The sequence below is a fragment of the Streptomyces sp. NPDC044044 genome (genome assembly GCF_056434405.1).
In genome coordinates this window covers 424,355-439,357 of record NZ_JBWKFG010000005.1, presented here as the reverse complement: position 1 = coordinate 439,357, position 15,003 = coordinate 424,355, and the positions used below count along the sequence as shown (strand labels likewise).

The following is a 15,003-nucleotide window of genomic DNA, read 5'->3' as shown; positions in this document are numbered from 1 at the left end:
GGGCCGGGCTGACCCGGCGAGTCCTCGCGGATCCGGCAACCAATCCGCCCGGTGGCGGCGACTGCCCTGCGCAACGCAGACGCACCCCCACCATCACCAGGGCGGATGAGGCAATGAGCGCGATCAAGGACGGGCAGCATGAGCAGTACGAGCCGCGCGAGCGGCACGGGCACAAGGCCGCGCGGCACCGCAGGCGCCGGCTGAGCCTGACGGTCGGCATCCCGGTGGCCATGGCGGCCGCGGCAGGGCTTACGTACGGCACGGCCTTCGGGGTCTTCGGCGAGGACGCGCAGCCGAGGGCGTCGGCGGCCACCACGGCGAGTGCCGCGACGGCGGCCGATGACGTGGCCGACGGCTTCGCCTCGGTCAACGCCCTTGGCCAGAACGGGACTTATGGCGGACGCGACGGAAAGACGGTCACCGTCAAGACCCTCGCGGACCTGGAGAAGTACGCGACCGCCGCCGATCCGTACGTCATCGTCGTCGCCGCGACGATCACGATGGACCCCAAGGGCAAGGAGATCAAGGTCGCGTCGGACAAGACGATCGTGGGCTCCGGCACCTCGGGCCAGATCGTCGGCGGCGGCTTCTTCCTGGGCCAGGGCGTGCACAACGTGATCCTCCGGAACCTGACGATCCGGGACGCGTACGCGGGCACGTGGAACGACAAGGAGCACGACTTCGACGCCGTGCAGATGGACGGCGCGCACCACGTCTGGATCGACCACAACGACCTGCGGCACATGGCCGACGGCCTGATCGACAGCCGCAAGGACACGACCTACCTGACGGTGTCCTGGAACAAGCTGAGCGACAACAACAAGACGTTCGGCATCGGCTGGACCGAGAACACGACGGCCGACATCACGATCCACCACAACTGGTTCCGCGAGACGGAGCAGCGCAACCCGTCCACCGACAACGTGGCCCACGCGCACCTCTACAACAACTACCTCCAGGACGTCGCGGGCACGGACATCACGTCGTCGTACGGGAACTACTCGCGCGGCAACACGAAGATGGTCCTGGAGAACAGCTACTTCGAGGGTCTCAAGAACCCTGTGACGAAGGACAGTTCGGCGTCGGTCGTGCAGCGGGGCAACGTCTTCGCCGGGACGAGCGGGCGCAACGAGAGCGGCGGCACGGCGTTCGACCCGAAGAGCTTCTACGCCTACACGCTCGACAAGGCTGCGGACGTCCCGGCGAAGGTGAAGGCGGGGACAGGACCGCGCGCCGCGACCGGCGTCACCGCCGAGGCCGCTTCCACCCTCACCGTGGCGAAGGACGGCAGCGGCCGGTACAGGACGGTGCAGGCCGCGGTCGACGCCGTACCGGCGAACAACCCGGCACGGGTCACCGTCTCCATCGCGCCGGGCACGTACCGCGAGACGGTGAAGATCCCGGCGAACAAGCCGCACGTCACCCTCCAGGGCACGGGCGGCAGCCGCAAGGACACGGTCATCGTGTACGACAACGCCGCCGGTACGCCCAGGCCGGACGGCTCCGGCACCTACGGCACATCGGGCAGCGCGACCGTGGCCGCGGAGGCCGACGACTTCCAGGCCCGCAATCTGACCTTCTCCAACGACTTCGACGAGAAGGCCAACCAGAACCTCGCGGGCCACCAGGCGGTCGCCCTGCGCACCGCCGCCGACAAGGCGTTCCTCGACGGCGTGATCGTCGAGGGCGACCAGGACACCCTGCTCCTGGACACGGCGGCCAAGGACAAGCTGGGCCGGGCCTACATCCGCAACTCCTACGTGGTGGGCAACACGGACTTCATCTTCGGCCGGGCCACCGCCGTGGTGGACCGCTCGGTGATCACCCTCAAGAAGCGCTGGGACGGCACCTCACAGGGCTACGTCACCGCGCCGAGCACCCCCGCCGACCGCAAGGGCTTCCTGATCACCAACAGCACCGTCAACGGCGACGTGTCCGCGCGCAGCTTCTACCTGGGCCGCAACTGGCACGCGGGCGGCGACGCCGCACTCGACCCGCAGACCACGGTCCGCGACTCCGCCCTGAGCGGCGCCATCAGGACCACTCCGTGGTCGGACATGGGCGGCTTCCCCTGGAAGGACGACCGCTTCGCGGAGTACAGGAACACGGGTGCCGGATCGGGCACGGCCGGCGGGGACCGCCCGCAGTTGACGGACGCGCAGGCCGCCGACCAGGAAATCGGTGACTGGCTCGGCAATTGGGACCCGACCGCCCTCAACCCCGCCTGAGAACCGCTCGCTTCACGGATCGGGCGCGTCGTACGGCCCGGCGCACACGCCCATGGCGCGGGATGAAGGCGAACCGTGCGGGGGTGGCGCCGGGAAGTCCGAGACGGGTGAGCCGGGGCCGGTCGAAGTAGCGCCGCGTACGGCCGTTCAAGTGCCCTGAGAGATAGCGCTCGGCCGACGGGCGCAGGCCGGGGTAGATGCCCGGCTGCATCGTGAAGCCGACGGCCGCGACCAGGTCCCCCAGGCCACCGAGCCCACCGGGCTTTTCGTGGACGTTGGGGGGCGACGGCGATGTGGTGGCCGCCCCGTCCTCCAGGTCGGGCAGGAGCGCGTCCACGATCGTCACGGGCACTCGGTTGCTGTTCTGGTAGGGGCTCAGCCGGTCGAGCAGGACGTCGGTGCCGCACCGGGCGACCGGAAGTCCGTACAGAGAGGAGGCGGTGAGCAGGGCGGTGGAGAAGCATCCGGCGACCAGGGACGGCTTCAGCCGCTGGTAGAGCACTTCCGCGAGGACCGGGTCCTCCGACACCCGGAACTCGATGCCGAGCCGATCCGCCTCCTCCTGCAGCACTCGGGACCCGCTGAGCGGGGCCGAGGGATGGGGCTTGAACACGACCTGCCGGTGGCCGAGTTGAGCCACTCCTCTGAGCATCCGCAGGTGGAGCCGCTCCTCCTCGTCCGCGGTCAGGACGTCGATCGCGGAGAGGTACTGCCCGAGCAGCAGCGCGGGTCCCTTCTGCGCCTGCTGCGGATCGCGCCCGAAGTCCGTGGCGGAATCGGCCAGTTCGGCTAGTTCGGACAGCTCGGACAGGACACCGGCGAACGTGGCGGTCGGCACGATCTCCGGCTCAAGGCCGAACTCGGTCAGCAGGAGCGGCCGGAGTTCCGGCACGAGATCCACGTACAGCAGTCGCTCGATGCGCGTGCCGAGCTGTGGGTCGATCGCGGTTCGCGTCGGCCCGTAGCTCATCAGGCCATCGGCGTACACGTGGACGGGACTGTCCGCGAAGATCTTCATCGCGGCCTTGGACGGGTTGCCCTGGATGGACTCGCAGGCGATCTCGACGGGACCGCTGCCGAGGTTCCATGTGCGCCTCAGTGCCCGTTCCCACAGAAGCGTGTCCTGTTCCCGTGGGGACCAGTCCGCCGGGTGGAAGGGGCGGATGAATGCGTTCCAGGAGTGCACCGCGTCGAAATCCGGTCGCAGGGCGGCGAATCCAGGCATGCGGTCGAAAGGAACACCGATCTCGGGCGTGGTGGACCGGTCGGTGACGACGAGGACGCGCCGGTGTTCGGACCGCGGTCCGAAGAGCCCCGCCCGGATTGCCGCACTCACCGTGGCGGCCGCGTACTGCGAGCAGGCGAAGAAGAGTTGAGTGGTGCCCATCAGGACAAGACTAGGTGTCCGTTCCCTCGTTCGTCCGGGCACTTGCCGGATCTTCGGGGGTGCGTTCCTCGACGACTCCGACGAGGGCCGATGCGACGAGGGCGACGGCACGGTCGTCGTCCTGGGCCAGTTCGCGCAGGACCTCCTGCGCGGTGGTTCCCGCGAGCTCGACCAGCGCCTGGGTGAGGCGGATCCGCGTCGCGGAGTCCGCGGTGGGCACGGCGAGTTCGCCGGCCAGGGCGGTCGTGATCCGGTCCGCGCACACGGGGTCCTGGGACAGCGTTCCCAGTACCTCCGCCGCGTCGACGTCGTTCACGCCGTCGACCACCATGCCGACGAGGGTGGGCACGGCCGCGGTCGCGCCGTGCCTGCCCAGAGCGAGCGCGGCGTGCCTGCGCACCGTCGCGTCCGGGTCCCCGAGGGCGTCCGCGAGCACCGCGGTGGCCCCCGGAGCCTCGGTCATCTCGGCGATCGCAAGGACCGCGCGCCGCCGGATGTTCACGTCCGCCGAGTGCGCGCCGGCGTCCAGTGCCGCCACGCCGTCGCCGCCCGACCGGGCGAGCGCCCAGCGCAGGGCGCCCGCGACATGGGGGTCGGATTCGGTCAGGACCGCCCCGGCGAGCAGCTCGGCGGGGACCGACACGCCCTCCGGGCGGGCCAGGACGGCCTGCTGCCTGCGCGCGGGGCTGGTCGAGTTGAGTTCCCGCATGAGCTCGACGATGCGCAGGACGCTCTCCCAGCCGGTGGGCGCCGACGCGTCGATCGCACGGAGCCGCTCAAGCAGCTCCTGCTCCCGCGCCAGGCGGTCCTCCGTCCACTGGATGAGGTCGCTCACCAGGGCGGACGGCGTGAACGCCGGGTCCTCCAGGGCGCGCCCGATCTGCTTGAGCGAGAGGCCGAGGGACCGCAGGCTCTCCACGTGGAAGATCCTGCGGATGTCCTCGGCGGAGTACTCGCGGTAGCCGCCGACGGTGCGGCCCGTCGGCCGCACCAGGCCCAGGGCGTCGTAGTGCCGGAGCATGCGGGTGCTCACCCCGGACTGGCGGGCCACATCACCGATCAGCAAACCGCGGTCTCCTTAAGCCTCTGCGACCTTGGCGGCCTCGGCGGCCTCCGTCGGCCCGGTCGTCTCCGAGGTCTCGGGTGTCTCCGAGGTCCCGGCAGTCTCGGTGGCCTCCGAGGTCTCCGAGGTCTCGGTGCCTGCCGCCGCGAGCGCGGCGGCAGCGGCAGCGGTTCGCTCCGGGCCGAGCCGGACCACGCGCTTGGCCTCTTCGATGGCCGTGTCGAAACCGGTCTCCGGGTCCTTCCGGAGCATCTCCGTGGCACGGGCGTGCGCGGCCACGTCCGGGTCGGGATTCCCCGAAGCCTTCTCCAAGGCGTCCTTGATCACGTCGCCGAGGTCGACGAAGGCCCGGCTCAGGCTCAGCTGCATGTTGCGGTCACCGCGCCCGAGCTGCAGGGCCAGCTCGTCGGCCAGGGCCCTCTCCTCGTCCTCGGGCACCAGGACGACCGCGACGCGCCACGCGGTACGCGCGACCTCGTCGTCGGCGTCACGCAGCATGTCCCAGGTGATCCAGGCCCAGGTGCTCTTGTCGCCGATCTTGGAGAGCGTGTGCAGCGCCTGGCTGCGGGCCTGGTGGACCTCGGAGTCGAGCTCCGGGCGGATCCGGGGCAGGACGATCTCCGGCGAGAGGCGGGTCAGCGCCCAGGACAGCATGTCCCGTACGTAGAAGTCCGGCTCGACCGCGCACCGCTCGACGAGCATCTCCAGGAATGCGGGGTCGGGGTTCGAGCCGACCGCCAGGGCGGCCTTGAGCCGGACCGAGGAGTCCTCGGCGCCCAGGGCATTGGCCACTCGGGTGTTCAGCGGGGTCGTGTTCGTCGTGTTGATCGGGACCACCTCCTGCACCCAAGTGGAAACCTTATCACTGTGTCAAGGTCAAGCCCGTGACCCGCGAATGGAGAAAACTGCAGGTCACGGGCCTTTTCTAGGCACGTCGACAAGGGAGGCGGCCGTGGCCGCGCGGGTCAGGACGTCCGGCGCGCGAGCACCCGGTAGGTGTTGGACAGGCCGCGTCCCCCACCGATCGACGCGGAGACCCGGTCCACCAGGTAGGCGAGGGCGAGCACCGGGACGCTCGCGTTGAAGGCGACCTTGCGCAGCAGCGCCTTGGCGCGCGTCGGCGGGGCGGGCCGCCACGCCAGGTCCTCGCCACCGATGAGACCCGCGTTGATCGCGAGGACCGCGGCGCTGACGACGTCCTGTCCGTTGTGCGGTTCGGCCCGCTGTTCGGAGACGACGGTCAGGCCCAGGGTGCTCAGCTCGGCGCGCAGGTTCGCGATCGGGATCATGTGCAGGTGCTGGGGCTGCAGCCAGGAGATCCACCACTTGCCGAGGAGCCGGGCCCAGGTGCTCTCCGGGTCGGGCAGTTCGATGGCCAGGTACCCGCCCTCGGGCAGGGCCGCCGCCGCGGCGGCCATCTCCGCCCTGGGGTCCGCGGTGTGCTCCAGGTAGTGGTACATGCTGATCACGTCGTACTGACCGGCGAACTCGGGGGCGAGATCGATGAAGCTGCCCTGGTAGGCCTTGCGGACCCGCCCCTTCTCCTGGGCGATCAGCACTCCGTCGGTCCGGTCGAGTCCGTCGAACTCGGTGTCGGGCAGCACCCTCTTCGCGTCGGCCAGGAAGTGACCGTGCCCCGTGCCGACGTCGAGCCACTGCTTGGGCGTGCCCTGCGCGGCGACCATGTTGGTCCGGCCGTCGTGCCCGGCACGCTTGGTCCCGAAGATTTTGTTCATGTTCTCTTCACCGAGACCGTCGTAGAAGTCCCGGTAGTAGAACTCGAGTCCGTCGTCGTTCAGTTGGGGGTTCTGGAAGACGTGCCCGCAGTCCCTGCAGGATTCCAGGACGAATACACCGGGCTTGTGCTGCATGACGTCCGTCGTCCGCAGCAGGAGGCCGAGCTTCTTGGAATCGCACCACGGGCAGGAATCCCTGCGCTCGTCGAAGAACCGGTCGGTTCCGTCGGCAAGGTCTGACAGATAGGCCGGTCGGCGTTCGGCAACCGCATCGCTTCTCGTGGTCATGCGCGCGATATTAACCGCTCGCGGCGCAACGCAGTCTGATCTTGACCGAATTCAAACTGCAATCGACCGGCGGGAGTTCACCGATGCCAACCGGGCTGCTGGTACGGTGCGTTGACGGTGATCACGGCCGCCGTGGGCAGGACCGACCCACTGTGCCGCCTCGACGAATAGCGGAACGTCGACCGTACGACGCGCGACCGCTTGTCCTGAACAGCACTGCCCGTGACGAGAGTTGTTCCTGACCGGCGACGGATCGCCGGTCCTTTACGTGGGGGAAAAAGGGATGCCCGCAGCACACGTCCCGCAAGACGGCCTTCACCGGCCCGAACCCGTCGTGGCCGTCGTCGGCGCACGCGGATTCCTCGGCAGGAGCGTCATACGCGCCTTGTCCAGGGCCGGAGTCGAGGCCCACGGATTCACCAGCACCGAACCAGCCGTGTACGGCACGTGGACCGATCCCGTGCTGCTCCGCTGCGATGTGGTCTTCTATCTGGCGAGCCGGATCAGTCCGGCGATCGCCGAACGCGAACCGGAGCGCGCCGCCGAGGAGATCGCCTCCTTCCGGGCGTTTCTCGACGCGCTGCGGGAGAACCCGCGGCGGCCGGTCGTGACGCTCGCGGCGTCGGGCGGCACCGTGTACGACCCGAGGCGCGAACCGCCGTACGGCGAGCAGTCACCCGTGTCGCCGAGCAACGTCTACGGCAAGGCCAAACTAGAGCAGGAGGAAGCCCTTGCGGACGCGGCCGGCTGGCTCGCCCCCGTGACGCTGCGGCTGTCCAACGTGTACGGCCCGGGGCAGCGCACCACAGCGGGCTACGGCGTGATCGGGCACTGGATGCAGGCGCTCCTGGCGGGCGAGCAGCTCCGCATACTCGGCGACGGCGGGTCGAGCAGGGACTACCTCCACGTCGACGACGTGGCGAGCGCCATGCTCGCGGTGCTGGGAAAGGCTCCCGCGCTGCGCGCGGCGGACCGGCCGACCGTGCTCAACATCGGTGCGGGGGCGCCGACTTCGCTCGACGACCTGCACCGGCATCTGGAGGCCACGGTGGGGCGGCCGGTTCCGGTGGAACGCGAACCGGCTCGCTCGTTCGACCGCAGGGACGTGTGGCTGGACATCCGGCGCGCGGCGGACGTACTCGGCTGGCGGCCGGAGATCGGCCTCGCCGAAGGGCTCGCCGACACCTGGAGGTACCAGCTGAGCACCGTACGGAAGCCCGCGGGTTCCGCGAACCGGCCCGACGGCCACCAGCCAGTGGGCCAGTAGCCGCCGGGCCTCAGCCGCCGGACCTCGGTCGCCGGACCTCAGCCCTCCGAGGGGCGGCGCAGCACGGCGAGGATCACGCCGACCGCCGGGTCGTCCTCGATCAGCCAGTGCAGCCGCTTCTCGCCGGGGCCCGCCCGCAGGATCTTCTTGATCTCCGGCGGGACTTCGTTGTGCTTGGCATACTCGTAGACCGCCCCGTAGAACCGGTGGGCGGTGTACTTGGTGTTCTGGCTGATGTCGGTGACCTCGACGACCTCGAGGCCGGCGGCGGAGGCGAACGACGCGTAGTCCGCCGCGCGGACCAGCGGAGCCGTGTGCCACGACTCGATGACCTTGGCGAGCGCCGCCTTCTGCACCTTGTCGACCACGGCGCCCTGAAGCCTCTTCAGGAACGAGGGCTTGGCCAAGTCGGCCGAGGCGGGGGTCCGTTCGACGAAGTCGGTGAGCGCCAGCGAACCTCCGGGGCGCAGCACCCGCGCGATCTGCTTGAGCACCTGGACACGGTCCGGCATGTGCACGATGGACTCGAGCGCGAGGACGTGGTCGAAGGAGTTGTCCTCGAAGGGCATCTCCAGCGCGTTGGCGTGCTCGAAGCGCGCCCGGTCGGCGCAACCCTCGCTCTGCGCACGCGCGTTGGCAAGCTCCACGTCGCGCGCGCTGATCGAGATCCCGACCAGTTCCGCGCCGGTCCTTGTGGCCAGTCGCACACCTGGCGTGCCGACACCGCACCCGACATCGAGCACCCGGTCGTCCGGGCCGGGGCCGAGCTTGTCGATCAGGAGGTCGGAGAGGCGGTCCGAGGCCTCCTCGAAGGTGCTGTCGTCATCGGGGCCGTTCCAGTAGCCGTAATGCATGCTGCCGCCCTGGAATTGGGCGATCAGATCGTTGGCCGCATCGTAGAACGCACCGACTTCCTCGGGCTTGGGAAGCGATATACCAGTGCTCATCCGAACTCCTCAGCAGACACGGCTCTACCAGTAGAAACTTCTCGAACGCTACCAGCGGGCCTGCCAGTTGGGCAGAAGAATCAAGGTCATGAACACCCCCGATCCGGGGTGACGGGAACTGTCGTGATCTTTCCATGTCCGGAGTCATCACGCGTAGTCTGTGGCCAACGAGTCTGGGGGGACGTTCTCGTAGCACCACCGGGGTGCCGGAGCCTGAGCGCGCCGGACTCGGGTCCCGCCAGGCCGCGTAGCCATTGCTTCCGCCGAACCGACCCGAGGAAGTCTCCTTATGCGCGTGCTTTTCACTGTCAACCCTGAGAAGAACATTTTCATGTACCTCGTGCCGATGGCGTGGGCGTTGCGCACGGCCGGCCACGAAGTGCTCATTGCAAGCCAACCTCGTTTCGCTCCGACCATCACCCAGGCGGGGCTCACCGCCGTGCCCGTCGGAAACGACTTCGACAAGTGGCAGTTCGGCCGCGAGTACCCGGAAATAATGGAGTCGATCCGCTCCGGCCTCACGCCCCCGTGGGACGTGGCCGAGGACCCGGAGGGCACCACGTGGGAGTACACGTCGCAGAGCCACAAGGCCGCGGTGGAGGGCGCCCACGGCGGTGAGGCCGCCGCGGTGATCGATGACCTGGTGGCGTTCGCCCGCCACTGGAAGCCGGATCTGGTGGTGTGGGACTCCTTCAGCTACATCGGCTCGATCACCGCGAAGGCGTGCGGTGCGGCGCACGCGCGCGTGGTCTTCGGTGCCGACGTGTTCGGCTCGACCCGCGAGACGTACCTGCGGCTGATGGCGCAGCAGCCCGCCGCGGAGCGGTTCGACCCGCTGGCGGACTGGCTCGGCGGCCAAGCGAACGCGTTCGGCGGGGAGTTCAGCGAGGACATGACGACGGGTCATGTGACGATCGATCAATTCCCGCCGAGCCTGCAGCTCGACAGCGGTCTCGATGTCCTGCAGACGCAGTTCATCGGCTACGGCGGCCCGGCCGTCGTGCCCGACTGGCTGAAGACGGCTCCGGAGCGTCCGCGGGTCGGCATGACACTGGGTCTGACCGCGACCGAGGTCTTCAACGGCTACAACATCCCCGTGTCCGAGATCCTCGACTCGCTGTCCGAGCTGGACATCGAGCTGGTCGCGACCATCGCCGAGAGCGAGCAGCAGAAGCTGGGGACGGTCCCGGACAACGTCCGCCTGGTCCCCTTCGTGCCGTGGCACGCCATCGTCCCCACGTGCTCCGCGGTCATCCACCACGCGGGTGCGGCGACCCTCGCGACCACCGCGCGCCACCCGGTGCCGCAGCTGTCCCTGCACTTCCACTTCGACCAGCCGATCCTGGCCCGCAAGCTGGCCGAGCAGGGTGCGGGCCTGGAGATCCACACCTCGCAGGCCACCGGGCAGAACATCAAGGAGAGCGTCAACCGCCTCCTGACCGAGCCCCGGTTCACCGAGCGCGCGACCGCCCTGCGCGACGAGATCCTGGCCGCTCCCTCGCTCAACGACCTGGTTCCGCAGCTGGAGGAGGTCGTCGCCAAGCACCGCGCCGGCTGATCGGCATGGTGCCGCCGGGGCCACGCCACAGCGCGGCCCCGGCGGCACCGTGACGGGCTACTGGACGCTGACGCGCACCGGCAGGGTCTTCAGCGCCCGAAGGACCGTGCCGGGCTTCCAGCGCACGTCCGCGTCGTCGACGTCCAGGCGGATGTCGGCGAACCGGTCGAGCAGGCGGCCGAACGCGATCTCGGCCTCCAACCGGGCCAGCGGGGCGCCGACGCAGTAGTGGATGCCGTGCCCGAACGCCAGGTGGCCGCCCGTCTCCCGGGTGATGTCCAGCTTGTCGCCGTCGGGGAACTGGGCCTCGTCGCGGTTGGCCGACGCGATGGCGACCACCACGAGCTGGTTCTCCGGGATGACGACCCCGCCCAGCTCGACCGGTTCGGTCGTGAACCGCAGCGACGCGGTGTTGACCGGACCCTCGTAGCGCAGGAACTCCTCGATGGCGCCGGGCAGCAGCGAACGGTCCTCGCGCAGCGCGGCGAGCTGGTCCGGGTGGCGCAGCAGGGCGAGCACGCCGTTGCCGATGAGGTTCACCGTCGTCTCGTGGCCCGCCACGAGCAGCAGGAACGCCATCGAGACCAGTTCCTGGGCGCTGAGCTTGTCGTCCCCGTCGCTGGCGTGCACCAGGTCCGTGAGCAGGTCGTCGGAGGGGTTGGCGCGCTTGCTCTCGACCAGCTCGTCGAGGTAGCCGAGCAGGGCGGGAGCGGCTTCGGCGAGCCGCTCCGGGTCGCCGGACAGCTGCGCGTCGACCCAGCCGCGGAACTTGCCCTGGTCGATCAGCGGGACACCGAGCAGCTCACAGATCACCGCGATCGGCAGCGGGGCGGCGAAGGCGCTCATCAGGTCCACGCTGCCCGCGCGCTCCATCGCGTCGAGCAGCTCCGTCGTGACCTCCTCGATCCGCGGACGGAGGCGTTCCACGGCCCGCGGGGTGAACACCTTGTTGACCAGCTTGCGCAGGCGGGTGTGGACCGGCGGGTCGGAGTTGAGCATGTGCGCCGAGAGTTCGGTGGCGAACATCAGCCGCAGCTCTTCGCTGTCGGTGTTCTCCTCGATCACCTTCTGCCCGAGCTCCACGTTCTTGGAGAGCTTGACGCTGCTCAGTGCGGGACGGGCGTCCTCGTGGCGGGTCACCATCCATACGCCGAGACCGCCGGGCGCGGTGACCTTGCTGACGGGGGCCTCCGCGCGCAGGGCGCTGTACAGCAGGTGCGGGTTCTGCTCGAACGCCTGTTGTTCGGCCTCGCTCGGCATCGGGCTGCCATCGCTCATCTGTACAACTCCTCAATCATCCTTGGTCGACATCGGAAATCCATGCGGAACAGGTGGTGCGGGGTTCACGGCGTCGCCATGAACGCCCGGAAGTCGTTCATCGACTTCACGTCGTTGCCGAACCGGTTGACGGTGCTCACCTGGGAGCACCCGTCGCCGGGCCTGGCGATGTACTTCACGAAGGTGGCGAGCGTGGCGCTGGGTCCGAGGTCGACGAACGTCGCGCCGCCCTCGGCGGACACCTTCTCGACGGCGCGGGAGAACTCCACGGGCCGGCGCACGGCCGCCCAGATGCCGTCGGCGGACACCGCGTCGACCCGGTCCGCCGTGGCGGACGAGACGATCGGGATCTGCGGCGGTGCCAGGCTCAGGGAGTCCATGAGGCGGCGGGCCCGCGCCTCGACGGGATCGATCAGCTCGGTGTGCACGCCGTAGTCGACGGGCAGCCGCTGGCACAGGACGGACCGCGACTCCAGTGCGCGCTGCAGTACGTCGATGTCGGCGACGCGCCCGCTCACGACGAAGTTCCCCTCGAAGTTCCGCCCCGTCACCCAGCAGTCGGCGAACAGGGACGCGTGCGTCCGCAGGAGTTCCGACGAGCCGACGACCGCCAGCATGCCGGAGCGCGGGGTCTCCTGCTCCAGCAGCCGCGCGAACTCCACCGCGAAGCCGATGCCGTCCTCCAGGGGCAGCGCCTCCGCGACCACGGCCGCGGTGATCTCCCCCAGGCTGTAGCCGAGGAGGAGGTCGCACTCGTGGCCGAGTTCCTGGACGACGCGCGTCAGGCTGTACTCGACGCACAACAGCGCCGCGCTGGAGTCCGGCAGGGAGTCGAACGGGTCGCTCTTGTCCCGACGCGGATCGAAGACGGTGTCCAGGAGCGACTTCCCGATGAGGGGCGAGGCGATCTCGTCGCAGTAGTCGAGCCAGAGCCGGTAGCGCGCGTTGTGCTCGTACAGCTCGCGCGTCATGTGGAAGTACTGGGACCCCTGTCCCGAGTACATGAAGACAACGGGTCCGGTCATCGCCACTTCCGCAGGCAGATGGCCGAGCTGAGGCCGCCGAACCCCATGCTGAGGCTGACGGCGGTCTCGAACGCGAACGGCACCGACTCCTGCCGCACCCACCCGAACGAGGCGTCCACCGGGTCCTCCAGGTTGCGGGTGGGGTGCAGCCGCTGCTCCCGCATCTGCAGCAGCGTCGCCACGACCTCCACCGCGCCCGCGGCGCTCAGACCGTGTCCGGTGATCGACTTGGTGGCGTTGATCCGTGCGTCGCCCAGACCGCACTTGGCCAGGGCACCGAGTTCCGTTTCGTCACCGATCACCGAGCCGGTCCCGTGCGGATTGACGTAGTCGATGTCGGCCGCCTTCAGGCCCGCCTGCGCCAGCGCTCCCTCGATGACCCTGATCTCCCCCGCGAGGGAGGGGTCGGGGTTCCGGTTGCCGTCCACCGCGGTGGCCGTGCCGAGGACCCGGGCGTACGGCTCGGGGTGCCGGCGTGCGCCCTCCCGCTCCACGACGACCACACCGCAGGCCTCGCCGAAGACGAACCCGTCATGCTGCCGGTCGAACGGCCTGCACGCCGCGCCCGGTTCGTCGGCGAAGCGGTGCGACCCCATGGCGCCCATGGCCCGGAACGCAAGGAGCTCCCAGTACGAGAGGTCCATCAGCGCCCCGACGGCGATGCACACGTCGACCTGGCCCGACCGGACGGCCCACACGGCCTGCAGGACGGCGAGCAGGCCACTGGCCGACGCGCCGCCCAGCGTGTGGGCGAAGCCGCGGATGGGGAACTGCTCGGTGCACAGCCCGCACAGATCGGTGTCCATGAAGGCCAGGCCGTACGTGGGGCGCAGGAACTCGGGATGGTCGGCGTGCCGGGCGTGCGCTTGCGTCAACTCCCGCTGCTGCACGTTGGATCCGCCGACGACCAGACCGATGCGGGCCGGGTCGGCGTCGTCGAGCCCCGCCTCGTGCCACGCCTCGTCGAGCGTCACCAGGGCGGCACGGGCCGACAGGGACGCCGTGCGCAGCGCCCTGGCGGGGAACGCGTCGGGTACGGCGAGCTCCCCGATCTCGGCGCCGATGAAGGCCGCCCCGGACCCGTCGGCGGGTACCGACCGGCCGGGTCTGCGCAACGGGGCGAAGGCGTGGCGGCCCGCGAGGAGCGCGGCGGTGAAGTCGCCCTTGCCCTGGCCCACCGCGGAGGTGACGCCAAGGCCGGTGATCACGACATCGGGCTGGTCAGGAAGTCGACTTGTCATGGATGAGCTTCGCCAGTTCACCTATGTTGTTCGCGCCCGCCAGTTCGACCAGCGGGAGGGCCGTCGACAACGACTCGAGCGTCATCATGATGATCTCCGCGCGGTCCATGGAGTTGGCCCCCAGTTCCCGCAGCGAGTCGGTGGCCACGAAGGTGTGGCCGTCGAGTTCGGGCATGACCTCGCACGTGTGCTTCACGACCAGGTCGAACACTTCTTGCATCGGCATGTGTCGTCAACCGCCTAGGTACCGGGATTGGATGAGGTCGCGGACCTCGGGCTGGTGGAAGGTCTTGTCGTGCATCGCCACCTCGCGCTCGATGTACGAGGGGAGTTCGGCCCGCAGGTCCGACACGAGGTGGTCCTTGAGGGTGATCAGGGAGACCCGCGGCTTCTCCGCGAGGTTCTCCGCGAGCTCCACCGCGTAGGGCAGGACCTCGGCGCGCCGCAGGACGGGGAACGGGACCCCCCGGTCCTTCAGGTCGCGCCCGTAGTAGGTCTTCGCGGAGAGCAGCATCTCCTGCCCCAGGCTGAAGCCGAGCTTCTTGGGCAGGACCAGCGTCGCCCCCATGCCGGGGGTGAACCCGTACTGCATGAAGTTCGTCGTGTAGACGCTCTCCTGGCTGAGGACGACGAAGTCGGAGAACAGCCCCATGGCGAACCCGCCGCCGATGCCGTGGCCCTGCATCGCGGAGATGACCGGCACGGGGCAGTCCAGGGCGAGACCGTAGATGTTGGAGTCGGTGAAGCTGATCTTGCGGTCCTGGATCTGCAGCAGGGCGTCCTTGGTGCCGCCGCTGGCGAAGTAGCTGTCGTAGCCGGTGAGGACGACGGCCTTGCACCGCTCGTCCGCCCCCACCCGCTCGAACGCCTCGCTCAGGCCGTTGATGAGCCGCCCGGAGAACGTGTTCTTGTGTTCTCTGTCCTGCATGGTGATCTGGACCACGCCGTCCCTGATGGTGGCGTAGCCCACCGGGTCGTCCTGCAT

At 69.4% G+C, this 15,003-nt stretch carries 13 protein-coding genes; 3 read left to right on the top strand and 10 right to left on the bottom strand.

The genetic code is table 11. From position 1 onward, the window contains the following. Positions 1–230 precede the first annotated feature (230 nt). The gene (locus tag AC07AG_RS21270) at positions 231–2,228 is read left to right on the top strand and encodes a pectinesterase family protein (RefSeq protein ID WP_478757061.1); all 1,998 of its coding nucleotides are present in this window, start codon (positions 231–233) and stop codon (positions 2,226–2,228) included. On the opposite strand, the gene AC07AG_RS21265 is transcribed toward AC07AG_RS21270, so the two are convergent. The 4 genes from AC07AG_RS21265 to AC07AG_RS21250 form a co-directional block, all read right to left on the bottom strand. Then, positions 2,215–3,615: a polysialyltransferase family glycosyltransferase gene (locus AC07AG_RS21265; RefSeq protein WP_478756666.1), complete on the bottom strand. Its 1,401-nt coding sequence runs from the start codon at positions 3,613–3,615 to the stop codon at positions 2,215–2,217. The two genes, AC07AG_RS21270 and AC07AG_RS21265, sit on opposite strands and share 14 nt — an antisense overlap. A 10-nt stretch (positions 3,616–3,625) precedes the next feature. Then, positions 3,626–4,681 (bottom strand): MerR family transcriptional regulator, encoded by a 1,056-nt coding sequence (locus AC07AG_RS21260; RefSeq protein WP_478756664.1) that lies wholly within the window; start codon positions 4,679–4,681, stop codon positions 3,626–3,628. A gap of 12 nt (positions 4,682–4,693) precedes the next feature. Continuing rightward, entirely contained in the window at positions 4,694–5,524 is an 831-nt protein-coding gene (locus AC07AG_RS21255; protein ID WP_478756663.1) for a HEAT repeat domain-containing protein, read from the bottom strand. 119 nt (positions 5,525–5,643) lie between these two features. Continuing rightward, positions 5,644–6,702, bottom strand: a complete 1,059-nt coding sequence (locus AC07AG_RS21250; RefSeq protein ID WP_478756662.1) for a class I SAM-dependent methyltransferase — start codon at positions 6,700–6,702, stop codon at positions 5,644–5,646. Between the two features lie 283 nt (positions 6,703–6,985). Here AC07AG_RS21250 and AC07AG_RS21245 point away from each other — a divergent pair, with 283 nt between their 5' ends. Then, a complete protein-coding gene (locus AC07AG_RS21245) occupies positions 6,986–7,969 on the top strand; it encodes an NAD-dependent epimerase/dehydratase family protein (RefSeq protein ID WP_478756660.1) in 984 nt (327 codons plus the stop codon). 38 nt (positions 7,970–8,007) lie between these two features. Here the strand turns inward: AC07AG_RS21245 and AC07AG_RS21240 are convergent, their stop codons facing one another. Beyond that, entirely contained in the window at positions 8,008–8,916 is a 909-nt protein-coding gene (locus AC07AG_RS21240) for an SAM-dependent methyltransferase (RefSeq protein ID WP_478756659.1), read from the bottom strand. A 295-nt stretch (positions 8,917–9,211) separates the two neighbouring features. Between AC07AG_RS21240 and AC07AG_RS21235 the strand changes: the two genes are divergently transcribed. After that, positions 9,212–10,474 (top strand): activator-dependent family glycosyltransferase, encoded by a 1,263-nt coding sequence (locus tag AC07AG_RS21235; protein ID WP_478756658.1) that lies wholly within the window; start codon positions 9,212–9,214, stop codon positions 10,472–10,474. Positions 10,475–10,531: 57 nt separating this feature from the next. Here the strand turns inward: AC07AG_RS21235 and AC07AG_RS21230 are convergent, their stop codons facing one another. The 5 genes from AC07AG_RS21230 to AC07AG_RS21210 form a co-directional block, all read right to left on the bottom strand. Continuing rightward, entirely contained in the window at positions 10,532–11,752 is a 1,221-nt protein-coding gene (locus AC07AG_RS21230; protein WP_478756656.1) for a cytochrome P450 family protein, read from the bottom strand. A gap of 65 nt (positions 11,753–11,817) precedes the next feature. Beyond that, positions 11,818–12,777 carry an acyltransferase domain-containing protein gene (locus AC07AG_RS21225; protein ID WP_478756654.1) on the bottom strand — a complete coding sequence of 320 codons (960 nt, stop codon included), beginning with the start codon at positions 12,775–12,777 and terminating at the stop codon, positions 11,818–11,820. Next, positions 12,774–14,018 carry a beta-ketoacyl synthase N-terminal-like domain-containing protein gene (locus AC07AG_RS21220; RefSeq protein WP_478756652.1) on the bottom strand — a complete coding sequence of 415 codons (1,245 nt, stop codon included), beginning with the start codon at positions 14,016–14,018 and terminating at the stop codon, positions 12,774–12,776. The genes AC07AG_RS21225 and AC07AG_RS21220 overlap by 4 nt, the downstream gene beginning before the upstream one ends. Next, entirely contained in the window at positions 13,999–14,244 is a 246-nt protein-coding gene (locus AC07AG_RS21215; RefSeq protein WP_478756650.1) for an acyl carrier protein, read from the bottom strand. Before AC07AG_RS21215 ends, AC07AG_RS21220 begins: the two co-directional genes overlap by 20 nt. 6 nt (positions 14,245–14,250) lie before the next feature. Then, complete coding sequence (locus AC07AG_RS21210) at positions 14,251–15,003, bottom strand: polyketide synthase (RefSeq protein ID WP_478756648.1); 753 nt, start codon at positions 15,001–15,003, stop codon at positions 14,251–14,253.